This is a genomic window from Sphingobacterium alkalisoli (assembly GCF_005049105.1).
GTDB lineage: Bacteria > Bacteroidota > Bacteroidia > Sphingobacteriales > Sphingobacteriaceae > Sphingobacterium > Sphingobacterium alkalisoli.
In genome coordinates, this window is sequence record NZ_SUKA01000004.1 from 177,954 (window position 1) to 203,710 (window position 25,757).

15 protein-coding genes and 3 tRNA genes are annotated in these 25,757 nt (G+C 39.8%); 4 read left to right on the plus strand and 14 right to left on the minus strand.

What is annotated here, in order from left to right; translation table 11 throughout:
* Nucleotides 1-133 precede the first annotated feature (133 nt).
* Complete coding sequence (locus tag FAZ19_RS13975; protein ID WP_136821371.1) at nucleotides 134-1,072, minus strand: DUF6377 domain-containing protein; 939 nt, start codon at nucleotides 1,070-1,072, stop codon at nucleotides 134-136.
* A 210-nt stretch (nucleotides 1,073-1,282) separates the two neighbouring features.
* Nucleotides 1,283-1,804 carry a hypothetical protein gene (locus FAZ19_RS13980; protein WP_136821372.1) on the minus strand — a complete coding sequence of 174 codons (522 nt, stop codon included), beginning with the start codon at nucleotides 1,802-1,804 and terminating at the stop codon, nucleotides 1,283-1,285.
* A gap of 365 nt (nucleotides 1,805-2,169) precedes the next feature.
* Here FAZ19_RS13980 and FAZ19_RS13985 point away from each other — a divergent pair, with 365 nt between their 5' ends.
* Nucleotides 2,170-3,531 (plus strand): peptidylprolyl isomerase, encoded by a 1,362-nt coding sequence (locus tag FAZ19_RS13985; protein WP_136821373.1) that lies wholly within the window; start codon nucleotides 2,170-2,172, stop codon nucleotides 3,529-3,531.
* 83 nt (nucleotides 3,532-3,614) lie between these two features.
* On the opposite strand, the gene FAZ19_RS13990 is transcribed toward FAZ19_RS13985, so the two are convergent.
* The 8 genes from FAZ19_RS13990 to FAZ19_RS14025 all read right to left on the minus strand — a co-directional run bounded on the left by FAZ19_RS13990 (nucleotide 3,615) and on the right by FAZ19_RS14025 (nucleotide 12,978).
* On the minus strand, nucleotides 3,615-4,481 hold the full coding sequence (locus FAZ19_RS13990; protein WP_136821374.1) for a DUF4440 domain-containing protein: 867 nt from the start codon (nucleotides 4,479-4,481) through the stop codon (nucleotides 3,615-3,617).
* Between the two features lie 20 nt (nucleotides 4,482-4,501).
* Entirely contained in the window at nucleotides 4,502-5,974 is a 1,473-nt protein-coding gene (gene cysS, locus FAZ19_RS13995) for a cysteine--tRNA ligase (RefSeq protein WP_136821375.1), read from the minus strand.
* A gap of 16 nt (nucleotides 5,975-5,990) precedes the next feature.
* On the minus strand, nucleotides 5,991-7,292 hold the full coding sequence (gene der, locus FAZ19_RS14000; RefSeq protein ID WP_136821376.1) for a ribosome biogenesis GTPase Der: 1,302 nt from the start codon (nucleotides 7,290-7,292) through the stop codon (nucleotides 5,991-5,993).
* A gap of 339 nt (nucleotides 7,293-7,631) precedes the next feature.
* On the minus strand, nucleotides 7,632-9,341 hold the full coding sequence (locus FAZ19_RS14005; protein WP_136821377.1) for a RagB/SusD family nutrient uptake outer membrane protein: 1,710 nt from the start codon (nucleotides 9,339-9,341) through the stop codon (nucleotides 7,632-7,634).
* A gap of 15 nt (nucleotides 9,342-9,356) precedes the next feature.
* A complete protein-coding gene (locus tag FAZ19_RS14010) occupies nucleotides 9,357-12,422 on the minus strand; it encodes a SusC/RagA family TonB-linked outer membrane protein (protein ID WP_136821378.1) in 3,066 nt (1,021 codons plus the stop codon).
* Nucleotides 12,423-12,664: 242 nt separating this feature from the next.
* Nucleotides 12,665-12,737 (minus strand) — tRNA-Met (locus FAZ19_RS14015).
* Between the two features lie 46 nt (nucleotides 12,738-12,783).
* Nucleotides 12,784-12,856 (minus strand) — tRNA-Met (locus tag FAZ19_RS14020).
* A 49-nt stretch (nucleotides 12,857-12,905) separates the two neighbouring features.
* Nucleotides 12,906-12,978: transfer RNA gene (locus FAZ19_RS14025), tRNA-Met, on the minus strand.
* Between the two features lie 114 nt (nucleotides 12,979-13,092).
* Between FAZ19_RS14025 and era the strand changes: the two genes are divergently transcribed.
* Nucleotides 13,093-13,971: a GTPase Era gene (era, locus tag FAZ19_RS14030; protein ID WP_136821379.1), complete on the plus strand. Its 879-nt coding sequence runs from the start codon at nucleotides 13,093-13,095 to the stop codon at nucleotides 13,969-13,971.
* A gap of 16 nt (nucleotides 13,972-13,987) precedes the next feature.
* Here the strand turns inward: era and uvrC are convergent, their stop codons facing one another.
* From uvrC to porW, 3 genes are all read right to left on the minus strand, one after another.
* Nucleotides 13,988-15,793 carry an excinuclease ABC subunit UvrC gene (uvrC, locus tag FAZ19_RS14035; protein WP_136821668.1) on the minus strand — a complete coding sequence of 602 codons (1,806 nt, stop codon included), beginning with the start codon at nucleotides 15,791-15,793 and terminating at the stop codon, nucleotides 13,988-13,990.
* A 143-nt stretch (nucleotides 15,794-15,936) separates the two neighbouring features.
* Complete coding sequence (locus tag FAZ19_RS14040; RefSeq protein WP_136821380.1) at nucleotides 15,937-18,180, minus strand: transglycosylase domain-containing protein; 2,244 nt, start codon at nucleotides 18,178-18,180, stop codon at nucleotides 15,937-15,939.
* Between the two features lie 23 nt (nucleotides 18,181-18,203).
* Nucleotides 18,204-21,344 carry a type IX secretion system periplasmic lipoprotein PorW/SprE gene (porW, locus tag FAZ19_RS14045; RefSeq protein WP_244927459.1) on the minus strand — a complete coding sequence of 1,047 codons (3,141 nt, stop codon included), beginning with the start codon at nucleotides 21,342-21,344 and terminating at the stop codon, nucleotides 18,204-18,206.
* Nucleotides 21,345-21,620: 276 nt separating this feature from the next.
* Here porW and FAZ19_RS14050 point away from each other — a divergent pair, with 276 nt between their 5' ends.
* The gene (locus FAZ19_RS14050) at nucleotides 21,621-22,838 is read left to right on the plus strand and encodes a TCR/Tet family MFS transporter (protein WP_136821382.1); all 1,218 of its coding nucleotides are present in this window, start codon (nucleotides 21,621-21,623) and stop codon (nucleotides 22,836-22,838) included.
* Here FAZ19_RS14050 and ispF read toward each other — a convergent pair.
* On the minus strand, nucleotides 22,835-23,314 hold the full coding sequence (gene ispF / locus FAZ19_RS14055) for a 2-C-methyl-D-erythritol 2,4-cyclodiphosphate synthase (RefSeq protein WP_136821669.1): 480 nt from the start codon (nucleotides 23,312-23,314) through the stop codon (nucleotides 22,835-22,837). The two genes, FAZ19_RS14050 and ispF, sit on opposite strands and share 4 nt — an antisense overlap.
* Before the next feature lie 326 nt (nucleotides 23,315-23,640).
* On the opposite strand from ispF, the gene FAZ19_RS14060 reads away from it, so the two are divergent.
* Nucleotides 23,641-25,164, plus strand: a complete 1,524-nt coding sequence (locus tag FAZ19_RS14060; protein WP_136821383.1) for an SUMF1/EgtB/PvdO family nonheme iron enzyme — start codon at nucleotides 23,641-23,643, stop codon at nucleotides 25,162-25,164.
* Nucleotides 25,165-25,757 lie beyond the last annotated feature (593 nt).

The following is a 25,757-nucleotide window of genomic DNA, read 5'->3' on the forward strand; positions in this document are numbered from 1 at the left end:
GAAGTAGGAAAGCTTTATCCTAGCATTGAAGGAAGTGGAGTACTAAAAAGTAACTCAGAACATATCAAAAACAACTGTATAACAGAAACTTACAGAAAACAATCCATTAAAGAAAGTAACTATTTATAGCCGATTAGAACTGAACTTCGCCGATTTTTTTTATCTTATCTTCGAATTCATCCTTAGATCCCAAGACTTTATTACGCACTTTTACGCGATAATTATAAACGGTTCGTAAGGAATAACGGAGGAAGCTCGCAATCTTTGTAGAGTCAGAGATCCCCAAGCGGATCAAAGCAAATATACGTAACTCCGTACTGAGCAATTCTTCGGACTTTGGAAGGATCTGTTCCTCTGGTTTCAATAGTTTGTTAAATTCGTCTATAAAAGACGGGTACAAATTCAAAAATATAATGTCAAAATTACGGTAGAGATCCTCCAACTCTTCCTTGATCACATCTTGTGATTTTAAATGTTTGAGTATATCACTCTCTTGCTTATTCGATAGTTTCTTCAAAATCGTTTTACGTGCGTTATCTATCTTATCTATGTAGGATGAGCATATATCAAAAAAATGGGCAATATATTCTTCTTTGATATGGTTGGATTCAGAAAGTTCGTTATTTACTTTGAGCAGCTGGTCGTTCAGGTGATGCAGGTCATCATTGGCCTGTTTAAGTGCTATCCGTATTTTCTTTAGTTTTTTAATTTGGATAAAGAGAACCCCAAGAACCGCCGACAATACAATAGTCATCAAGCTGATAACCATCAAGTAACTTTTAAGCTCGTTTTTTTGCCTATTTTCCTTTTCTTGAAAAGAGGCATTAATAATGGGATAAAAAGACGAACTTTCAATTGTTCGATAACGAACGTTGCAAAAAATAGCATCATTAATTGCTTCCTGAATGTATAAATATGCTTTATCAACATCTCCCTTTTCATAGTAACATAAGGCCAAACTTTGTAAGGACGCATTGTCCTTAACCGCATGCTTGATATCGGTTAGCGCGGACAGACCAAAAAAATAGATTTGCTTGTCTAATTCCCCTTTGTTCTTATAGATTATCCCCAATAAGTAAGCTATTAATCCACGTTCGCTACGTGTTTCGTCGATCTCATGTAATAATTGATGGAGAAGCTTCTCTGCAACAGTCGTTTCATTATTGTAAAGTTTTTTCGTCGCAAAGGTGATTTGGTACTCTATAGATTGAGGATTGAGTACAGATAATAGCGAATCTCGAAATATTTCACTTTCTCTAAAATAAAGATCGTTATTACTACTTTACCCATAATGGCTACTGAATTCAGAATAAGCCTTATAATAATCAGGCAATAACTCTTCAGAGATTTCTGCTCTCCTTATTTTACTCAGTAGATCTGCAGATTCAATAAACTTTCCGGCTGATGAATATAAGCTGGACAGCTGGATGAGGGACTCATCAATAAGATACGAATTGTTCAGCTGGTATCCGATAAGCTGGTTTGCTTTTATATAAAATATAGCCGAATCAATCTGGTATTTTCTAAATTCATGATAGAGATTGAGATGCAATACATATTTATCATGCAGGTTTTTAGTCGTTTTTAATGCTTCTTTGAATCTGGAGATGGTTTCAATTTTCTTTGATTCAAATTGGCTTTTTCTATTTAATAGGAGCTGAAGTTCCTTTTCCACAGAATCGATCTGGGAACTAGCAAATGCTACCGTATCAAAACTTAATACACTAAATAGAAGAACTAAAAATTTATACATTGTCAAAACGTTACGCACCATACGACATTCGCTTACTTCCCAAAATCTCATTGCGCATAAAAATAGAGCATTTAATATAAATAGAGAAAATTTATTATCCTCTTTATCTATACGTTAAAATTCGTTAAACAACTGCATTATAGCATTCCGAAATTTTATCTTCGTAGCATACGGACACTTATTGATATAAGTCGGCTTACACTTATGCAGAAAATAAATCTGCTTTTACAAATAATTCTGATATTTTTGTATCCATAATGCTGGGATACAAAAACAACGAACAATAAGGTACAATTAATTACTGACACACAGCATAATAAATTATTTGATCGGGTGCTCATATATCAGTAGTAAATAAAAAAATGCTGAATTATAATATACCGGCATAGAATAAACGATTAAGGAATAATACACACATGAAAAAACACATAGGATTAACTGCTTTATTACTTACAGTTGCATTTTTATCTTTTTCGCAAGAGAAACTAGTTGACCGTATTGTGGCCACAGTAGGTAATAGCACAATCTTACAATCTGACCTAGAGATGCAGTATGCACAGGCTCTAGCTGAAGGTACTAAGCCTAATGAGGAGATGAAATGTTCGATTCTTCAGCAGCTGTTAACGCAAAAACTACTGGCACAACAGGCTGTAATTGACTCCATCGAAGTATCTGAATCGCAAGTGGACGACGAATTAAATAGAAGAATTCGTTACATGACGCAACGGGCTGGTGGTAAAGAAAATTTAGAGTCTTTTCTGAATCGGTCACTATTACAACATAAAGAGGAGATGAGACCCAGCGTAGCCGAGCTTTTAAAAGCACAGCGCATGCAACAAACTATCGTTTCTAAAATTGATGTGACTCCACAAGAAGTAAAAAAATACTTTGAGAGCTTAGATGCAGATAGTCTCCCTTATTTTGACACGGAGATCGAATATGCTCAATTGGTTATTAACCCCGTTTTGACCAAAGAAGAAAAGCAAATATTTAAAGATAAAGCAGAAGGATATCGCCAACAAGTATTAAATGGTTCTGACTTTGGTACAATTGCCCGTTTATATTCTGAAGATGGTTCTGCGCCCAGTGGTGGTGATTTAGGATTTGCCACACGTGAATCGTATGTAAAAGAATTCTCTGCTCAGGCGTTTAGATTAAAGGAAGGCGACATTTCCCCTGTTTTTGAGACGCAATATGGATTTCACTTTTTACAGGTACTCGCTAGAAGAGGTGAAGAAGTAAACGTAAGACACGTACTCGTCAAAACAAAACCAACATCGACTGCGCTGCAACGAACAAAAGCTAAAATTGACAGTATCTACGACAATGTTACAACAGGAAAAATGAATTTTAGTAGTGCTGCATCGCTATATTCTGACGATAATTTCACAAAATATAATGGTGGAGTTGTAACCAGCGAATACGACGGCTCCACATTAATCCCGGTAACTCAGTTAAACGATGTCACTGTGTTTAATGCTATAGATCCATTAAAATCTGGCGAAACTTCCAAGCCCGTTCTAGTTACCGATAAAAGGACTGGTGAAACTTCTTACGTATTATATTATTTGAAATCACGCATCCCCCCACATAAGGCTAGTTTAGAACAAGACTTTGCAAAAATCAAGGAAGCAGCTAAGCAAAACAAAACCAACATCAAATTGAGCGAATGGTTTGAAAGTCGTAAAGACAATACTTTTATAGATGTAAACTCTGATTTCATGAACTGTCAGGAATTGGAAGATTGGGTGAGCACAGGCAAAGTCGCAAAAAACTAAAAAATAACAATTAGCAAATAAAAGGGGTATAATGATTTAAAATCATTATACCCCTTTTATTATTTTACCAATTACTTTTTATACTACCGCTCGAATAGCATTTCAATAATCACGCGCCACTGATAGTCGTCTTTCAATTGCCAGACACGGATGTAATTGAATTTGGTTGCTTTATCTTTGGAGTGAACAGTTGCCGTACCTGAAGTAAATGCAAACTCACCACTATAAGCCCGGCCTACTTCCGTAGGCTCTGTTACAATCTCATACCGTTGCTTTTTTAAAAAAGAAAGTACATTGCTTTTACTTTCAATTTCTTCCTGCCAAGGGTAATAGAAACGAACGTCATCCGCTAGAAACTCTTTATAAGCTGTTTCGTTATTCGCTTTTAAAATAGTCGAGAACAGTTCATCTGTCTGAAAAACGATATCTTCCCGTTGCTTCAACCGAACTTGAGACCGGTGCTTTAAATACCAAGAATCGTCTGGCTCGAAATAGATTAAATCGCTGGACGCCTTTTCCCCATAATTCTCTACCTCAGCACGTACTGCTACTTTCCAATCACCCTTTTTTCCTCTTTTCCAAACGGTCAAATATTGTCCATGTCGTTTAACAGCCCCTACTTTTTGGAATTCCATTTTTCCAGAAGTCAACCCCCAGTCTAAACTTCGGGAGACAATTGCAAAATTAGGTTCCCATGTCATCACATCAGGAATATTAGGTCGATTACTCAAATAATTAAATGCATTAACTGCAGATGGCACATAAAAAATAGACTCTTTATCGATTATTGACATGAATGCCGCATGGGGGTTTTGCATCTTTGATATTGCGGCGGCATTTTTATCTGCCGTTATAAGTCCGCCTACTTTATCAGGAAGTTGCCCATACAATGCTGTGGAGGACATGAGGCCGATAAAAAGAACGGTACTAAACAAGAAATTAAAATTCATATTTTTTTAAAACTGAACTATCAAATCTTATTCCAAAGTGTTCCTTCCTTGCTATCTTTTAGTTGAATTCCAATAGCTGTCAGTTCTTCGCGAATACGATCCGACGTCGTAAAATCTTTATTTTTTTTTGATTCATTGCGCAACTTAATGATAACATTCATTAGGTTATCAACACTGTCTCCATCTCCTCCTACATGATCATCTTGCAGTCCCATAATATCACAAACGAAATGTTGCATCAATTCTTTTATATCAGCCAACGTAGTTTCGTCTATCGTTTGTTTGCCATCATACACTGAATTGATTACCCTTACCATTTCAAAAAGCTCCGCAATGAGAATCGGACTATTAAAATCATCGTCCATTGCAGCATAGCAATTTGCTTTGATACCTGCGATATCGTGTTGGATCGAAGAAACTGCAGTAGGATTAATCTTATCCAGCAGGCTGATAGCGGCCATTAGGCGCTTATAGCCTTTGTCGGCAGCATCCAATGCCTCGTTTGAGAAATCCAACGTACTTCTATAATGTGCCTGCAACATAAAAAAACGAACCGCCATAGGCGAATAGCCTCTTTGTAGCAGCGCATGCTTGCCCGTAAACAATTCATGCGGCAAGAAGCCATTACCTGCCGACTTAGACATCCGCGCACCATTCACCGTTAACATATTGGTATGCATCCAGTATTTAGCCGGATCGGCATGATTACATGCCTGAGACTGTGCGATCTCATTGGTATGATGTGTAGCTGCAAGGTCCATACCGCCGCCATGTATATCAAACTGATCACCTAAATATTTACGACTCATTGCCGAACATTCGATATGCCATCCCGGAAATCCTACACTCCATGGCGAAGGCCATCGCATAATATGCTCAGGCTTAGCTTTTATCCAGAGTGCAAAATCTAATCTGCCTTTTTTCTCGTCCTGACCACCAAGCTCTCTGGTATTGTTTAATAAGTCCTCCAGATTCCTGTTGGTTAAAATCGTATAATTATACTGTTCGATGTATTTCTGTACATCAAAATATACGGTACCATTTACCTCATAAGCGTACCCATTCGCCATAATCTGTTTGATCATTTCGATTTGCTCGGATATATGTCCTGTCGCGGTAGGCTCTATACTCGGCGGAATGGTATTGAATAAACGCAACACATCGTGAAAGCCTATTGTATACTTCTGAACAATTTCCATGGGTTCCAATTGTTCCAATTTGGCTTTTTTCGCAAATTTATCATCGCCTTCATCATTGTCACCTTCTAAGTGCCCTGCATCTGTTATATTACGCACGTAGCGCACCTTGTAACCTAGATGTAACAAATAACGAAATATTAAATCAAATGATACAAATGTTCTACAATTTCCCAAATGTACATCGCTATAAACTGTAGGCCCACATACATACATTCCGACCATATTCGGATGAATGGGCTCAAACTTTTCTTTCTTACGTGTGAGGGTATTGTATAAAACTAAATTGTGCTGCATAGGATGATACGGCTATTTATTTTTGTCTAAAAAACACTTGAATAGGAACTCCGGAAAAGTCAAAGTTCTCTCTTAATTTATTTTCGACAAAACGTTTGTAAGGATCTTTGATATACTGTGGTAGGTTACAGAAAAAAGCAAACATAGGGGATCTACCCGGAATCTGCGTTACGTATTTTACTTTGATGTATTTACCTTTTGTGGCCGGAGGAGGATAATTTTCGATCACCTGCAACATCACGTCGTTCAACTTAGAAGTAGGGATTTTCTTTGTTTTATTCTGATACACCTCCATAATTGTCTCCACTGCTTTGAAAATACGTTGCTTTTCCGTTACCGATGTAAACAAAATGGGTACGTCATTAAAAGGTGCTATTTTCTCACGTATACGTGCTTCGAATTCCTTGGCCGTCTTGTGATCTTTCTCTACCATATCCCATTTGTTGACTAGGATAACGACACCTTTTTTATTCTTTTCTGCCAAATGAAATATATTGATATCTTGCGCTTCCAATCCATCATTTGCATCGATCATCAAAGCCACGACATCTGCATCTTCAATTGCTTTGATGGTACGCATTACCGAATAAAACTCAATGTTTTCAGTAACTTTTGTCTTCCGCCGAAGACCCGCGGTATCAATTAGAAGGAATTCATTCCCAAATTGATTATAATGTATTCGTATTGCATCCCGTGTGGTACCTGCTATTGGTGTTACGATATTACGATCTTTACCCAACAAGGCATTTGTCAATGAAGATTTACCGACATTGGGTCTACCTGCAATGGTAATCTTTGGCAAGGTGTCCTCTTCTTCTTCAAGTATTTCGAAATGAGAAACTACCTGATCCAACAATTCTCCTGTACCCGACCCGGTAGCCGAAGAGATATTAAAGATTTCGCCTAGTCCGAATGCATAAAATTCTGCAGATGCGTGGTGTAGTTTCGCATGATCTACTTTATTTGCGACAACATATACCGGCTTTTTACTGCGACGTAGAACGTTCGCTATGTCATCGTCCAAGTCAGTGATCCCTGTTGTGACATCTACCATAAAAAGGATTACTGACGCTTCCTCAATTGCAATGTGAACCTGCTCGCGAATTGCAGCTTCAAATATATCGTCCGACCCGTGAACAAAGCCACCCGTGTCTATTACCGTAAATCTTTTACCGATCCATTCAGCTTCGCCATAATGTCTGTCGCGCGTAACGCCACTAAAATCATCTACGATCGCTTTACGACTTTCGGTCAATCTATTATAGAGTGTGGATTTACCAACGTTCGGACGTCCAACGATTGCAACTATATTTGCCATATTATATTTATTAAAAAACGTTACCTCACGGCAACTCTAAATTATGCTTTTTTTACCAAGGTTACAAAGTTACGGATAAATAAGAGATTTACGATTATTTATTCATAGAGACCGAAAGGCCAGGAAATGAAATCCAAATTCGCACGGAGTTCGCTTTAACCCCACTTTTGAGCGCACATTACAAGGAGAATGCGAGATCACTGTACATTCAAGTTGCACGCGGGGCACCGTCATGCATAAGTTAAGGAAGGTGGTTTGGTAAGAACGCAAAGGCTTTGCGATATCGCAAAGCCTTTTTAAAAATCACCAAGAAAGAATCTCTTTTGTGAAATGAAGTTCTTAGCTCGTTGGGTTTTGAGTCAACGGCCCTGGGTAAGAATTTATTGCGCTCTGTGGAATATAAAATATCACTCGAAAATCCGTAGGATCAATAGTTTCAAATTGCGCATGTGGGCCAGGATATTGTCGGCTCAATGACTTTCCGTTACGGAATACATCGTAGCTACGCTCGGCCTGGTAAGCCAGTTCTAATTGACGTTCTTTGTCAATCCGTGCGCTGGCATTAGAGGCATCTAACGAACTGTATCCACCGTTTACAATAGATCGTGTCCGGATTTCGTTTAGATCATCTAATGCAGCACCATAGTTCCCGAGCTTGGCATAGGCTTCTGCACGGTTCAGATAGACCTCACCCAAACGACTTATAACGGGCGAATGCAAGTGGGTATCCTCCCCTTCACGTGAGCATTTGATAATATAAAACTGAGGATAAACACGATTCAGCGTAATAAAGTTATCGATAACACCAGTATACATATTGCCGTCTTTGTATTGAATGGTGTAGATTTCCTGTACAACATCTAAAGGGGTTAACGTATACGTATCATCTCCATCTTTACACGTGATGGTGTTTCCGTTTCGTGTAATAGTGGCCTGCACATAGTTCAACACATTTGCACCGTCTTGTTTGATAAAACGAAATACCTCTGTATAGGCCCCTGTACTATTTTTAGAGTAAGTAGGTTCAATAAAAGCAGCACGCGCATCTACCATTTTATACTTATCTGGACGCCAATCGTTTCGCCCTGTTTCATTTAATAAATCTATATATTTTGCACTTGCATACATTTCACCCCAACCTTGTCCGCCAATATTAGCATACATTCCACCAATGCCATAATAATGATCATATCCCGAGAACTCCGCAGCTACACGCTTTACAGCAAAAATAGTTTCCGGATTGCTCTCTGGCGTTAGCGTATTGTACTTCATAAATTGCTCTCGTGGCAGCAGAGCGTAATTATCCGATCCAATCACTTTATCCGCATAATCCACCGCTAATTGCGCATATTCTGCATTTGGCGACTCATAAGTGCCGCTCATATATAAATACACACGAGACAACATAGCTTGTGCAGCTCCTTTAGTAGCCTTAATAGGGTTATCACCCTCTGTTATCAATTCTTCTGCCTTCTTCAAATCCGAAACAATCTGTTCATAGGTTTCTTTCACCGTTGAACGGTCCGGAAGCGTCATGTCAAGTACGTTATCGGGAGTACCATTCACGATGGGTACTCCTAGGTTTGTTTCTGGGTTCTGATAATACGGACGTCCGTAAGTGCGTACCAAATAAAAATACATCAACCCGCGGATATAGTAACACTCGCCTAATTTACTATCAATTTCAGCACTTTGTCCCTCTTCAACCATCTTGATAATGTTGGACGACTGTGCAATTGCCTTATAACCATTGTCCCAAAACTGGCTTAAGCGACCATTATTTGGCGTGCGGGCAAATGAAATAAATTCATAAAAAGCATCCGTAGACGAACCGCGGATCATCATATTATCACCAGCATATTCACCTGCGCGATGCATCGGATCGGACCAAGCCTTTAATTGTGCATACGCTCCATTAACTAAAGATTCTAAGGACGCCTCCGGATCATTTGTTATACCATCTGAATCCATATCCCCGTAAGGCAAGCGTTCCAGATCACAGGAAGCAAGGGTAGCGGAAGCCAATAATGCTATTAATATCTTTTTCATGTCGTTTTCTTCTTTTTAAAATGAAACATTTAAACCTACCATATACTTACGCGTAGCGGGGTACACCCCTGGGCCAGTCGATGACAATACCGAACCGTCGTTAGCTGGAAGCTCAGGATCTACGCCCGAGTAGTTAGTAATAACAAACAAGTTTTCTCCTGCGAAAAATACGCGTACGTTTTTCATCCCGTATTGATTCAATTTAAGATTGTATCCCAAAGTCAGCGAGCGCAAACGTAGGAAATCATTTTTCTCAATATAACGCGAGGACACCTGATTACCCTTATCCTGGTTATTATATTTCGCAATTGGATGCGTAGCGTTGTCACCAGGTTTTTCCCAACGGTTCCATCCTGGCATTAGTTTCATTTGGTTTCTATCGGTGTAAGTACCATCTGAATCATATTCCTGACGGGAATAATTATAAAAATTTCCGCCTATGGAATAACCAAACGTAGCCCCCAAATCAAATTGCTTGTATTGCAACGCTGTAGAGAAACCACCAAACAACCTAGGAGACGACTTTCCTAATTTTTCTATTGTTCCTTTGGAATAATCAGTAGTTGTTTCACGAGCAGTTTCATTACCCTCCGCGTCTCTTGTTACTACATACCACATCGGCGCTCCTGTTTCCGAATTTACACCCGCCCATTCCTTCAAATAGTAGGTATCTACGGGTCTACCAGGTTCTAATACATATTGTGCAGAGCCCGCTATATTCGAACCGTCTCCAATAAACACGGGTTTAACCGAATAGCTACCGTCTGCATTTCTTGTTGGGAATAAATCGGTCAGTTGATTCACATTATGTCCCATGTTTACATCCAGACTCCACAACCAATCACTCGTTCGAATGATATCACCTCCAATAGTTAATTCTATACCCTTGTTGTTCATCTCACCGATATTTCGATAGATGCTACCAACACCGGTCATCAGACTAATTGGAACATTGTATAGAATATTTCCGGTATTTTTATTATAAAAATCGAAGGCCGTACGGATACGGTTGTTCAAAAATGCAGCATCGACACCGATACCAGTGGTCATGGTCTTTTCCCAGGTGAGGTCTTTATTTCCGATTCTGGTAATCAAAGCTCCTGGTTCTCCATCATAACTGCTAGTGGCAGAAACGGAATACAAATCGTACTGCGGATACAATGAACTTGGTCTGTTACCTGTAGAACCATACGAAACACGTAGTTTTAACGCATCAACCCAAGTGGCATTAAACCAGCTTTCATTATTGATATTCCAACCTCCACTGACAGAGAAGAAGTTACCATATTTCGCATTGTCGCCAAAGTTAGAAGCACCATCTCTACGCAAAGAGGCTTCGACCAGATAGCGACTATCATAGGTATAGTTTGCTTTCGACAGAAGTGACTGAACAGCCCATTCATTAATACCACCTCGTGTACGTTCAGGTTTGGACACTACGTCTAACACCTCGAAGCCCGGCACAAATCCTGTACCGTAAACGTCCAAACTTTTAGACCAATAATCGTTAAACTCATAGCCTCCTACGGCATACAATGTGTGTTTACCCCAGGTTTTATTTACCGTTAACATTTGATTGGTATAGCGCCTTGCTACCTCAGAACGGTAATCCGTGATACGACCATTTACACTTAACCCACCGTTCGACCGCGGGTCAGTATAACCACTTGCAGCGTAGTTTATATAACGGTAGTTGTTCACGGAAGAAAAAGATAACCAATCGGTCAAATCAACCACGAAATCCAGATTACCCATCAATTCATAATTCGTGTTTGCTGAATGGTCCCATTGCAAGTCGTACAAGTAGTTGGTACTTGCGCTATTCACCCAGTTGCTTGATCGATGAGGTTCTAAATTCCCATTAGCATCAAATGGACTATCCCACGGAAGGTTAGAATACATAGAGGTTACCGAGTATTCACGGTTTTCGACCCCACGACGGGAACCGACTACCGATGGCTTTATGGTCAACCACGCAAACGGTTTATACTCCTGATTAAGGCGTACATTGTACCTTCTATAATCGTAACCTTTCACAGCTCCCTTCTCGTCGTACATACCTACAGATAAGTAAGAACGTAATTTTTCAGTACCACTGGAAATAGATACATTATGATTTTGAACAAAACCACTTTTTGTTGCTAAGTCCCACCAATCGAAATTGCTATTACGTAAATCAGCATTCCAACGTGGAAACGAAATAGTGCTGGCATTAGCAAAGGAGGTGTAATAATCATACAACTCTTGTCCATTCATCACCTGAAGATTTCCGTTAGTCAGTTGATTAAAACCCATTCGGGTCGACAAGTTAACGGTCGTCACCCCGGCTTTCGCCCTTTTCGTTGTAACAACTACCACGCCATTCGCTCCCTGCGAACCATAAATTGCTGTTGATGCGGCATCCTTCAATACGTTCATCGTCTCAATATCATCAGGGTTTAAATCTCCGGCTCCAGAACCGACAATAACTCCGTCGATAACCCACAATGGGCTTGTTGTCCCGCCTAACGTGGCTTGTCCGCGAATCACCACCGCGCCTCCTGAACCCGGACGACCAGATCCAGGAGCAACAAAAGCACCGGAAACTTTACCATTTAACATGTTCTCTACGGATGGAGTTGTAATGTCGCGAAGTTCGTCACCTTTCACCACTTGCATGGCTCCTGTCAGACTCTCTTTTCTCTGCACCCCGTATCCTACGACGACGATCTCCTCCAGCGTTTGATCGCTTTCGGTTAAGACAATGTCCAGTACATTTCCTGTTACCGCCTTCTCAAGCGTTGTAAATCCAACTGCTGTAAACACCAGCGTGTGCCCATTGCTTGCTTGTATGGAAAAATTTCCCTGATCATCTGTTAAAGTCGATAAGGAAGGGTTCTCTTTGATAGTCACCGTGACTCCTGAAACAGGCCCGGTGGATGAAATAACACGACCGGTTACCGTTTGCTGATAAAATGCACCATAAGTTATCGATTCGCTTCCAAATACGAAGGCCGTGGGAATCCCGACTCCGATCATTAAGGCTGCAGCTAACCGAAAACTTGTGCTAATCAAAAAAGGACTTGTAAATCTCTTTATCATAAAATTACTTTTAAGGTTTCTATAAACTAGTAGAATTCTGTAGTCTAACTCCGCCAAGTTAACCCAAAGTAACCTAATCAAAAACACCATGTTAAACGAAATCGTTTGCGTAAAATACACAAACGTTTGCATAAACAACCTTTTATAACATGTAAAAATCGATGGGAGTGTAATGTGTGAAAAAGCACCGCTAGGTTTGGCAAGAAAAAAGCCCCAACCTAAAGATTGGGGCTTTAACCAAGTAGCGGGGATTGGACTCGAACCAATGGCCTTCGGGTTATGAGCCCGACGAGCTACCAACTGCTCCACCCCGCAATGTATTTTTATTTTTTTCGAGCTAAGCTTTCACTTAGCTCGTTAGTAGCGGGAATTGGACTCGAACCAATGACCTTCGGGTTATGAGCCCGACGAGCTACCAACTGCTCCATCCCGCAATGTATTTTTAATTTCTTGACGCTAAGCATTGCCTTAGCGTTTTTAAAGTAGCGGGGATTGGACTCGAACCAATGACCTTCGGGTTATGAGCCCGACGAGCTACCAACTGCTCCACCCCGCAATATATTTTATATATTAAATGCGTTCTTTTGGTCAAAAACGCAAGATATTGCTCTCCTTAATTGGAGTACAAAGATATTATTTGTTTCTTTGTAATCCAAATAAAGATTGAAAAATGTCGCATAAAGCAGGATTCGTAAGTATTGTAGGTAAACCAAATGCCGGAAAATCTACGCTAATGAACTCATTAGTAGGGGAAAAGATGTCCATTATTACTCCCAAAGCTCAAACAACACGCCACCGAATTATTGGGATTGTTAATGACGTTGATTACCAAATTGTATTTTCTGATACTCCCGGAGTCATCAAACCTAATTATTCATTACAGGAATCGATGATGAATTTTGTACAGGGTTCGCTGATTGATGCCGATATTATTCTTTTTGTGACCGATATAAACGAAAAATACGATGAGAATGATGTCATAGAAAGACTTCAAAAAACAACCTCACCCGTTGCCGTTTTAATCAATAAAATAGATAAATCCTCGGAAGAGGATGTCATGGCCAAGATAGAATTCTGGAAGGAGAAACTAAATCCGCATGCTATTTTTGCCATATCTGCCTTGCTTGATCACGGCGTTAATGGTATCATGGAGTATATTAAGGAAAATCTTCCTGAACATGCCCCTTATTACGAAAAGGACGAATTAACAGACAAATCAATGCGTTTTTTCGTTTCTGAAATGATCCGCGAGAAGGTGTTCAAGCTTTATGACAAAGAAATCCCTTACAGCACAGAGGTTATTGTAACTTCTTATAAAGAGGAAGCTAAAATTACACGAATAGCAGCTGAAATCATTGTAGAACGTGATTCTCAAAAGAACATTATTATTGGGAAAGCGGGTGCAATGATAAAAAAGGTGGGCACTTATGCGCGTCAGGATATGGAGGAATTCATAGGTAGAAAAGTCTTTCTCGAATTATTTGTGAAAGTAATTCCCGATTGGAGATCCAAGAAAAATTATCTAAAAAGTTTCGGTTACGACGATTAAAAGAGAATCCGCTTCTTTAGTTTTCCGAAAAGTAAGCGCGAAGAGCTATTAATTGCTTTTGATTCAACACATTTTTTAGTTCTTCGTCTGATTGCTCCTTTATACGTTTTACAGATTTAAACGTTTTCAGCAAACGCTCTACTGTCGTCTTCCCAATTCCGGGAATATTATCCAATTCCGAGACAAATGTTTTGCGGCTTCGCTGATTTCGATGAAAAGTGATTCCAAATCGATGCGCCTCGTCGCGAAGATGTTGAATGATGCGCAGTGTCTCCGATTTTTTATCCAAATAAAGCGGATACTGATCTCCAGGATAAAACAACTCTTCCAATCGTTTGGCAATACCTATTACCGTCACTTGTCTTTCGATGCCCAGCAAGCGTAAGCTCTTCAAGGCTGCGCTTAATTGCCCTTTTCCACCATCTATTATAATTAATTGGGGTAGAGATTGTTCTTCATCCAAGATACGCTTATATCTCCTGTATACAGCCTCTTCCATCGTCGCATAATCATCCGGTCCCTCAACGGTCTTCACATTAAAATGCCGGTAGTCCTTTTTAGAAGGTTTTGCATCTTTGAATACCACAATCGCCGATACCGGAAAACTACCTTGAATATTAGAGTTATCAAAACATTCGATATGTCGGGGAAGTACATTCAGTCTTAAGTCCTTCTGCATCTGAAGAAGGATGCGCTCCGTCTTCAATTCGGGATTCAGACGCTCGTACTGTGTCAACCGTTCCTTTTTAAAATAGGCAACATTTTTCAGCGAAAGCTCTAAGAGCTTAAATTTATCACCTGCCTTAGGAACCGTGAATTTGATATATTCGGAAACACTCTCGATCTCCAAATCAAAGGGCACAATGATCTCTTGCGACACACTCTTAAAACGGCTACGTATTTCCGGAATAGCAAGGGTGAGCAGTTCTGCATCACTTTCATCCAATCGCTTCTTCATTTCTAAGGTCTGGGTTTGGATGACGACGCCATTCATTACTTTTAAAAAGTTCACAAAAGCATAGCTTTCATCCGAAGCGATACTAAATACGTCCACATTAGAAATGGAGGCGCTCACTACGGTAGATTTGCTTTGGTAATTACCGAGTTTATCCAATTTAGCTTTCAGGTTGTATGCAACCTCAAACTTTAAGTGAGCAATAGCATCGTTAAGCTGAGTCTTCAAACGATTCGTGACCACCGAGATTTTACCATTCAGAATATCCTTTATATCACTTAAATTTTGATCATAATCTTCTTCTTCCTGAAATCCTTCGCATGGCCCTTTACAGTTGCCGATCTGATATTCCAGACACACTTTATACTTGCCTTTTGCAATATTTTGGGGCGCTAAATTAAGGTTACACGTGCGCAATGGAAACAACTCTCTTATCGTATCCAATACAATATGCATCATACCCACAGAAGCATATGGCCCAAAATATCGGGAGCCATCTTTAATATATTTACGTGTCCAATAAATTCGGGGGAAATGTTCATTTTTTATCACAATCCACGGATAGGTCTTGTCGTCTTTCAACATGACGTTATACCGAGGTTTATGCTTTTTGATCAGATTGTTTTCCAAAAGCCACGCATCGATTTCTGTATCTACAATAGTAAATGCGATACGTTGGATTTTGCGCACAAGAACTCGTGTCTTCGAATTGAGCTGCCTTTCGTTGACAAAATAAGAACCCACACGATTCCGTAGATCTTTCGCTTTACCCACGTAGATCAACTCATCATCTTTATCAAAATATTGATAAACCCCCGGTCTGTGAGGTATTCTTTTTAATTCTTCCTTATAATCAAAATCACTCATATCAGCTAAAACCTTCGTGGTAAATGGCAACACTAGCTGCCCCGATAGCTTCACGAAGGTTCATTAAACCACCCCTTTCAAGAAAAAATGCCGAACGACGAATTTATAAAAATCCAAAGCTCGGCTAAATTAGTTTCTAACTATTAAAATCCTAATCGATCGTCGTCCAATGGTGGGTCTTCTGTAACACCATGGAATGTCGAATATTTACTGCAATCCATCTCTCGCGTCATTCCTCCCGGAGGTAAAGCAAAATCCTTTTTTGAATATTTCAGTTCCTTATCGTTATATACCTTTTTCATGAAAAATCCAAATACAGGAAGTGCAGCGGCAGCACCCTGTCCGTATTGCATATTATTAAAACTAATGCCTCTATCTTCTGCTCCCGTCCATACACCCGCAACCAACTCTGGCGTAATGCCAATAAACCAGGCATCGGAATTATCATTTGTCGTTCCCGTCTTTCCTCCCATTGGATAAGTCAATCCGCCATACTCTTTACGGCGAAGACGACTTCCAGTTCCCCCGTCGACAGCACCTTTTAACATATCGACCATGATATAAGCAGATTCGCTATTCAGCGCTTTTACGACTTTTGGTGCTTTCTCGTAAATAGCTGTTCCATTTTTATCTTCAATTCGCAGTATCATGGTAGGTTCTACCCATGTACCGTGATTTACAAATGCGGAATAAGCGCCCACCATATCATAAATAGAAGCGTCGTAAGAACCCAAAGAGATGGAAGGGTAACTCGGTATATTTGAAGTAATGCCCATTTTTTTAGTTAATGCCGCAACACTAGCAGCGCCAACCTCATTTATCACGTAAGCAGAAGCAAAGTTTTGAGAATATTTTAACGCGTTTTTCAGTGTGATCGGATCGCCACCTTGAACCGTTCCACGAGGCGTCCAATTACCGTAAGATTGTTGGTGATTTGGCACGGAGAAACAAGGTGAATAGCCATTATCAATTGCCACTGCATAGGTAAACGGTTTCGCTGTAGAACCTACCTGCCGCGTTCCTAATTTTACTTGATCATATTTAAAATGTTCGAAATTAATCCCTCCTACCCACGCTTTAATATGCCCGGTTTGCGGTTCCATGGCCATCATCGCGTTGCGCAATAATAGTTTATTATACTTTATCGAATCCATGGGGGTCATTACCGTATCAATGTTTCCTTTCCAGGTAAATAGCGTCATCGGAACTTTTGTATTGAATGCCTTCTTGATATCAGCCTCAGATAACCCCTCGTTCTTCAATACCCGGTAGCGGTCCGACTGTTTCATTCCTGATTCCAATAACTTTGCGTTATCGCCGTTAAACGCATTTCTTCGCTTCCATTGCTTATCAAATTCCTTTTGTAGCGTTTGCATCCATTCCTTTTGGGCTTCCTCAGCATACTGCTGCATGTTGTAATTTATAGGGGTATAGATGCGCAATCCGTCCTTGTCCAAATCATATGGGCTACCGTCTGCTTTGGTAATCGAGAGTCGTTTCAGTTCTCTTTTTATCTCCTCTTTTAGTACAGCTCTAAAATAAGGTGCTAAGCCCTCTCCATAATTTGAGATCCGTAATTTCAACCCCAATGGCATTTCTTTAGCTTTTGCTAATTCTTCATCCGTTAAAAAATCCTCATCGTGCATATTGATTAATACCTGATTTCTCCGAAGCAGGGACTTTTCCGGAAATTTAATTGGAGAATATAAATAAGTACCTTTTAACATCGCGACCAAAACGGCAGCCTGCTCGGCTGTAAGTTTGTCGGGAGTAGTACTAAAATAAGTACGCGCAGCGGATTTAATACCATACGTATTATATGCACCAAAATCGACCGTATTGAAATACATCATAATGATCTCTTCCTTTGTATAATTACGTTCCAATCGAACGGCGGTAATCCATTCCTGAAATTTCTGCATCACCCGCTTAATCTTATTACGCTCTCTCTTTTCTGAGAAAAGGTTAAGTGCCAGCTGCTGTGTAATGGTACTTCCTCCCTGCTTGTTGCCTACCAACGTATAAAATATCGCTGTTATTGTTCGGGAGTAATCAATTCCCGAATGTCCGTAGAAACGCTTATCTTCAGTCGCAATCAAGGCATTAACTAAATGTGGGGAAAGCTCACTATATTTTACGTTAGATCGATTGTGAACATAATAGGTACCCAATACCTTGTGATCGTCGGTTAATATCTCCGAAGCTAGATTACTTCTTGGATTCTCCAAATCTTCGAAAGAAGGTAACTGACCAAAAAGGCCAAAACGTACGCAAGTTAAAAACAAAGCTGCCAAAACGATAATTCCTATGAGGAATTTCCAAAAATTACGTGTATACCGGGAAATATCTTCTTGCGTTAATTGATTCTTCTTAGACTCTCTCTTCATTTTAATATAATAGTTATAGGAAACTATTGTTCGCTATAAGTTTGATGATAATTCTTAATCTGTACTCCATCGGTAAGTGAAGGAAATACATCTTTTGTAATGACAAAAGTATTGTAAATTTCTACAGGTACCTTCATAATTTCATGCATCATCGGTAAAATCTTTGATTCATACCCTTTTACTTCTTCAAAGGTATTAAACGGCCCGATGAATATTAGTTGGTTCTCACCGTTCACCATTTTCAGTTGATGATTAATTGCCGATTGGGCATAGCGGGTTCTATTAAACTGCCCAACACCGTACCTGCTCGGTGCCATATTTAATTTTGCATCCATCACATTGATCGTAAAATAATATGTGGCGGTATCTGGAAAAAGCTTTTTGTCCCTGTAATCATTTGGACCAAGATCAATATTAACCTGACCTAGCGGTCTATTGATTTGGCCGAGTGACACATTGGTATTAGCTTGCGTGTTTGCAGTTATTTTACCATCAACGGCAATACCTGATAAACCCGCTAATCTTCGTTCCTCTTCTTCTATTTCCACAACAACCTCTTGATTTAATTCTTCAGAAACAGCCTTTTCTTCTATTTTCAGTAATGTCTCCTTTTCCGGTTCTTTGTTTTTTATTTCATCTTTGATAGCTACTTCAACTTTTGCAGGTATCTTTTCCTTTTCTACTTTTGCTGCCACTTCATTGTTGGTAAGTTGCTCAACTTTAGGTTCTACTTTTGCAATTAGAAGTTCTTCCTTCGGTTTAGGTATTTCCTGCACAATTGCTGTACCAGTTCTGTAATCTCCATCAATTCCTAAGCTTGGCCAGGCCGTCATGTGAGGCTCGTCTATAAATGCGACCCTACTCTTATCTATATCTTGCAGTGCATTTACGCGATGGGTAAAGTAATCTGGATGTTGTACTATAAAAGCTAAATTTTCCTTTGCTAAAGGCACTACCAGACTATCTGCAGGGTACTTTGCAACGATATCGTTCAAGGCCTCTGTAAAATCGTCTACCCTACCCACTCTACCTATGGCTAAAGCCCGCAGATACTCCACTTGTGCAACTAAACCCGTATTTGCAAAACGCTCTTTCAAGTCTTTGTCGGCCTCAGAAATAACAGTGGCATGATCGCCGTTAGTGTAGAGGGTGAACAGCTTCTCAAACACACGATCCAAAATATTTTTATCCCTTTTTAGTTTATCCATGTAAGATGGATCGAGCGCGATCTGCGCATGTAAACTTTTAGGATATAACGCAATTAGGCGTGTTTTATAATCCAATGATTTCGCTTGATCTAAACCATCGTACATGCGGTAAAGGGAATAGTAGATTTCTGCACCAGCTTCCGTATTTGGGTATCTTCTCAAAAATTCTTCATAAACCTTTATCGCATCGATATTGTCTTTTGTATAATCTCGGTATATGTTCCCGATTACAATTAAGTTATCGTGTACTTTTTTGTGACTGGCTTCGTAAGCTTCCTTTTCCTTGGGTATTTCACTGGTGTATTTCGACTTTACAGCGGACACAAATAGTGCTTCATCCAGTTCAATTTCATCATCCTTTACAAGGTCTGGCCCAACAGGGACGTTTTGTGTCACCTTGACCGCTGCAGAATTATCTGCTTCGTATCGCCAATTGTCTTTGAGTTGCCTATTGCCCCAGCGTCGCCTAAATGAGGATTGTCCCAATACCAACTCATCCTGATTATTAAAATAAAAAGTTTTGTCCGAATTTGTGGCTAATGAATTAGTAGGTGTGTTAAATGCCATCAGCGCGGCATTTGAGTTCTGCGAAGTATTTCTCTTATTTTTAGCAGTTGTTTTCGCCTGTTTAGCTTTTTCTATTTCGAACTTCTTTGCTTGCAATGCAACATCAGCGTATCCCTCCAACACACTTTCTAAATCTGGTTCATTAAGCCCAGCTAACTGTAGTAACGTATCTTGCCATGCAATCTCTTCATACAATCGAGTTATTTCAGACATATACCCCAGCTTTCGACGTATTTTGTTCACATCTGTATAGTCGGCCGGTAAAACGATCGCTACAGAATCGTAATACAATTGTGCTAATTGATATTTACCATTTTCAAAATAATGGTCTCCCAATTTCAGATAAGTCTCCGTAGTTTGATAATTATTTCTTTTCGGTTCGCTAAGCGATTTACTATACGCCGCAAGGGCCTCCTCTATTTTACCGTCTGCATAATATATATCCCCTATTTGAAATAATATTTGATCCTGATACCCATCATTTTTACCTTCACGAAGCATCCGTTTCAATGGCTTCACACGATCTTCGATCGATGAATAGCTATTTCCTTTTAAAAATGCGGTTTGTAGAGATGCCTCAAAAGCCATATCATAAGGTACATTACTTCGCGAAATCTGTTGAAAGTACTGAAGGGCTTGCTCTGGTTGTCCATTATCACGGTATAACTGTGCGAGCAAAAACATCCACCTTCTTTTATTACTGAGATCACTATTTGATTCTAAGGCGTACTCCAAATACGGAATTGCTTCGAGCTCCTCACCATTCCGTATTAAGTAATTTGCTTTCGACGCATTCACAAAGGTGCGCACATCTTTCTCATCACTGAGTGTTGCAAATGCAGAATCCACCATTAATTTCGCTTGTTCTTCTTTACCTATTTGAAGTAAAGCCCTAGATTTCCATGCGTAGCCCATCGGCACGAAGCCCACCTGTTCCCCAGAATTGCGAATAATCTGATCAAAAAACTCCAAAGCTGTGTAGTACGACCCTTTGTAATAATTAGTCTTACCGATAATGAAGTAGGCTTCGTTGACGTATTTACTTTCCTGCTTCGTATTTACCACTTTATAAGCCTTTTTAACTAAGGAATCCATCATAACATGCGAATCCCCTTGAGCAGCAGGTTCGTCGAAAACTGTCTGACGAATCTGATAATTATGTTTCTTGGTATTTGCAATCGCGTCGCGTTCTTTTTCCAACATCAGGTTCGCATTGTACAGAATATTGTATTTTGTAGTGACGTTTTGCATGAAATTATACCTTACTATAGTGTCATCTTCAGCATCTGCTTTTTGAAAAGTGCTATTGTTTTTTTTGATTCCCTTACACCCCATCACAAAAGCACTGGTAGTTAACCCCAGGAACAAGAGAAAACATATTTTTTTCAACCAATAAATCTTTTTCAGATTAAGCATTCTTTCATTTAAAAACTGTGAGTAACTTCCAGCACATACCTATCCACGTAAATGCAAACTTAGATAAACTTGAGATGCAATGCAAGTTCTTAGCAGAATATTAACATCCGATTTTGATCCATCCCCTTATCACTAAAAGCAGTCGTGTACATTGAAAACAGCTACACTTGTCAAATGCCCACATGTAAAAAAAAACTACTGTTTATTGACAGGGACTATCCATTCTTTTTATACATTTACGCTTTGATAATGAGGAACAAAACATCAGCCGGTCTTTTTTTTATTTTCATCACCGTAGTAATTGACACGATAGGTTTAGGCATTATCATACCTGTGATGCCCAAGCTTATTCAAGAGCTTATTCATGGTGACATTAGCGCAGCCTCACAGTACGGAGGCTGGCTGGTCTTCGCGTACGCATTTACACAGTTTTTTTTTGCCTCTGTTCTTGGTAACCTGAGCGATCGTTTTGGAAGAAGACCTGTGTTATTGATTTCTCTTTTCGGCTTTTGCATCAATTACCTCCTAATGGGCTTTGCGCCGTCTATTTTCTGGCTTTTTATCGGTCGTTTAATTGCAGGCGTGACAGGAGCGAGCCACACCGTGGCAGCAGCCTATATAGCAGACATCAGCACTCCGCAAAATAAGGCACAAAATTTCGGGTTATTGGGCGCGGCATTTGGCGTCGGTTTTATTATAGGCCCAGTGTTAGGGGGATTGCTCGGACATTACGGCGCACGCGTACCTTTTTTCGCGGCTGCCTTATTAAGCTTTCTTAATTTTATTTACGGCTATTTTATTGTTCCAGAGTCTTTGAAACCTGGACTTAGACGAGCTTTTAATTGGAGACTTGCAAACCCCATAGGCACCTTTGTACACCTAAATAGATATCCTATAATCCTGCCTTTAATCGTATGTATTTTTCTGATTAACATGGCTGCTCATTCTGTACAAAGCACATGGTCATACTATACGATGGAAAAATTTCACTGGAACGAACGGATGGTGGGTATATCTCTCGGCTTTATCGGTATTTTATTGATGCTTGTCCAAGCGGGTCTCATCCGTCTCATAATACCAAAAATTGGATTAAGATGGGCTATCGTTTTAGGGACCTTATTATATACGGTCTCTCTTCCATTGTACGGCCTGTCCACGGAAAGCTGGATGCTTTTTGCTATCAGTATTCCTTATGTACTAGCCGGAATAGCGGGGCCATCTCTTCAAAGTTACGTCTCCAATCTAATACCGCAGAATGAACAAGGGCAAATCCAAGGCGGAATAACGTGTGTTATCAGCCTAACGGCTATCATTGGTCCCCTTATGATGACAAGCTTATTTTCTCATTTCTCCCGTAAAGGAGCCCAAATTTATTTTCCCGGCGCACCATTTTTTGTAGCTGGACTTTTAGCGTTAACCGCATTTATTATCGCTGTCCGTTATTTTAAAGGAACCAGAGATCGTTAATCCTTCTGAATCAAACAGACCGCATACGCCACCACCCCCTCTTCTCGTCCGATAAAACCCATCGTTTCATTTGTCGTTGCTTTAATAGAAATATCGTCTAAATCCAACCCCGTCGACTCCGCGAGCTTCTTTTTCATTTCCGAGATATAGGGTTTTATTTTTGGTGCTTCCAGACACAACATTGCATCGATATTCCCTATTTTCCACCCCTTATTCGCCACCAACCGAACGCATTCCGTTAATAACACCAGACTGCTAATGCCCTTCCATTTATCATCTGTATTTGGAAAATGATAACCTATATCTTCCAGGTTGGCGGCACCCAAAATGGCATCGCAAATCGCGTGGACTAACACGTCTGCATCTGAGTGACCAAATGCTCCCGAATGATGATCGAGTTGAACGCCACCTACGAAAAATGGATGACCTTCTCTCATTTGATGGACATCAAATCCAAAACCTACCTTTATTTTCATCATTTTGTATTTTATCGATAAATATCACTTTTCCAACGAATACGCTCGCTATAGACGAGATCGCTTTAATGATTAATGCGACCTCAATGTAAACACTCTTTGCAATGTGTGTAATAATTTACATCGCGGTTTCACGAAAGCGAAATTAAGACTTATTTGTTACAGTAGAAAAACTACTTCAAGACCTTCGTGAAGAACATTCTCAAACTTTAACATTTTTTAAGACTTTCTGGACGTTAAAAAACTACGATAAAGTCTCTTTTTAATGTGTGATATTAAATTATTTCTTAATTTTGGCTTTACGCAATGTAATATTGATCATTTTTATGCACTATATCAAAATCGCTATAGCCTCATTATTAATCATGTTTTCGGCATCATTAGTAATGACATCCTGTAAAAGCAGCAGAAGCAATGTTTCTGACAAAACCGGTGTACGATACAACGACCCTTATAACGGCGGTTTACAAATCAATCGCAAGATTAAAGGATCTTCTGGTCCGGGGCTAATAGGTATAGAAGGCGGTACGTTCGTGATGGGAGGTAGCTTAAATGAAGATTTAGGTTACTCTCATGATAATCTGAAGAGGCGAGTAACGGTAGCTTCATTTTATATCGATGAAACAGAAGTTTCGAACGCCGATTGGCTTGAATATCTGCATTGGATCGCTCAGAATTATCCTGAAGACGGAAAGTTATATTATGATGCCCTACCCGATTCTTTAGTATGGCGAAACCCGTTGTCCTACAACGAACCGTACGTTAATTTTTATTTGCGTCACCCTTCTTTTCAGGATTACCCGGTGGTAGGCGTAACCTGGGATCAGGCCAATGCTTACTGTTTATGGAGAACAGATCGTGTAAATGAGCACATCCTTCGTGAAAGCGGCGCCTTAGTAGATTACAAAACGTTAAGTGAACAACAGACCAGAGAAGGCCAAGCCTTTAATACTGATATTTATTTAAACGGTCAAATTCAAGGGGAGGGTATAGATGGCAAGAACATGCCTAAAGACAACAAAATAGGCGCTGAAAAAGATGCTAAACGCATTGTACGCATGGAAGATGGGATTCTTAAGCAACCTTATCGGCTGCCGACGGAGGCAGAATGGGAATACGCCGCATTGGGATTGATTGGCAATACCATAGAGGGTAACATTGAGAATAGCAAGACTTATCCATGGAACGGTTTGGGTGTCCGTTCAGGAAATCGTAAGAATCAGGGACGAATGATGGCTAACTTTAAAATTACCAGTGGTAATAATATGGGGGTTGCTGGAAACTTAAATGATGGCGGCGATATAACTGTTTCTGTTAAAAGCTATGCTCCCAACGATTTCGGATTATACAATATGGCGGGTAATGTAAATGAGTGGGTAAGCGACGTCTATCGTCAACTATCTTACGAAGATTTCGAAGATTTTAACCCCTTCCGTGGTCACGTTTTCGTGGACAATGAGTATGAAAATGCAGAAACTCGGACATTAGCGAAAGATAAATATGGTCGTCCAATTAAGGTTCCTGCGAAAGCAGCACGAAAACAAACCTGGGAAGAGTTACAAGCGGCAAAGGCGGGAACACCATCAACTGCTGCCTACGATTACGATGTTAGGGGCTTCAAAGATGAGGAACTCAATGAATTATATGGTAAGACGACGTTGGTTAATGACAAGTCACGCGTTTACAAAGGTGGATCTTGGAATGATAGGGCGTATTGGTTAAATCCCGCAACACGTCGTTTTATGCAGCAGGATGAATCCAATGCCATGACTGGATTCCGTTGTGCCATGACAATGGTAGGGAATGTATATGGGCCTTCCTCGGCTAAAAGAGGTTCGGCTACGCCATAAAATTAAGGCACATTATATTAAAATACAGAAAAGGCTTTGGCATTAGAGTATGTCAAAGCCTTTTTTTCTGAAAGTGTCTATTTCTCAAAGGCCATCAAGAACTTTCATGCCTGTTGGTGATTCAATGGATCATGAAAGTTTTGTTATATATAGTTAGCGTTTGTATTTTGTTTTTTATTAAAGGAAGTATTAAATTAGTCAGATTATTATTCGCTGATTTCCAATTTTATTGGTAGCCAATAATATCTATATTTTATCTTTTTGCCCTCATCGGCGGGCGGCTCTCCTTCTTTTGCTTGGCCAAAAGAAGCAAAACCCAAGACTTGGTCAATATTACGCTAAAAGCTTTTGGATTTACTAAACAGCTCCAAGCCGCTTCGCTTTGTGGATCTGTTCTTAACGCAAATCTACAAGCTTTCTTAACGCTACATCGACCTAGGTCGTCTTTTTAATCCAGCTGAAGTATAAAATAATATCGAGAAAAAGCACCAGCCTTACAAATTGGACAAATATCGCCTTAGCCATTTGCCAAATGCAGGAGGACGCATTAGCCGTTCTGGCAAATGGGTACAGCGATGATTTTTTCCTTCTTT

Coding starts and splice junctions, on each gene's coding strand:
- FAZ19_RS14005 (WP_136821377.1), bottom strand. CDS start 9,341: ATGAAAAAGATATTAATAGCATTATTGGCTTCCGCTACCCTTGCTTCC.
- uvrC (WP_136821668.1), bottom strand. CDS start 15,793: ATGAGTGATTTTGATTATAAGGAAGAATTAAAAAGAATACCTCACAGA.
- FAZ19_RS14060 (WP_136821383.1), top strand. CDS start 23,641: ATGCACTATATCAAAATCGCTATAGCCTCATTATTAATCATGTTTTCG.
- ispF (WP_136821669.1), bottom strand. CDS start 23,314: ATGAAAATAAAGGTAGGTTTTGGATTTGATGTCCATCAAATGAGAGAA.
- FAZ19_RS13985 (WP_136821373.1), top strand. CDS start 2,170: ATGAAAAAACACATAGGATTAACTGCTTTATTACTTACAGTTGCATTT.
- era (WP_136821379.1), top strand. CDS start 13,093: ATGTCGCATAAAGCAGGATTCGTAAGTATTGTAGGTAAACCAAATGCC.
- der (WP_136821376.1), bottom strand. CDS start 7,292: ATGGCAAATATAGTTGCAATCGTTGGACGTCCGAACGTTGGTAAATCC.
- FAZ19_RS14040 (WP_136821380.1), bottom strand. CDS start 18,180: ATGAAGAGAGAGTCTAAGAAGAATCAATTAACGCAAGAAGATATTTCC.
- FAZ19_RS13990 (WP_136821374.1), bottom strand. CDS start 4,481: ATGAATTTTAATTTCTTGTTTAGTACCGTTCTTTTTATCGGCCTCATG.
- cysS (WP_136821375.1), bottom strand. CDS start 5,974: ATGCAGCACAATTTAGTTTTATACAATACCCTCACACGTAAGAAAGAA.
- FAZ19_RS14050 (WP_136821382.1), top strand. CDS start 21,621: ATGAGGAACAAAACATCAGCCGGTCTTTTTTTTATTTTCATCACCGTA.
- FAZ19_RS13980 (WP_136821372.1), bottom strand. CDS start 1,804: ATGAGATTTTGGGAAGTAAGCGAATGTCGTATGGTGCGTAACGTTTTG.
- FAZ19_RS14010 (WP_136821378.1), bottom strand. CDS start 12,422: ATGATAAAGAGATTTACAAGTCCTTTTTTGATTAGCACAAGTTTTCGG.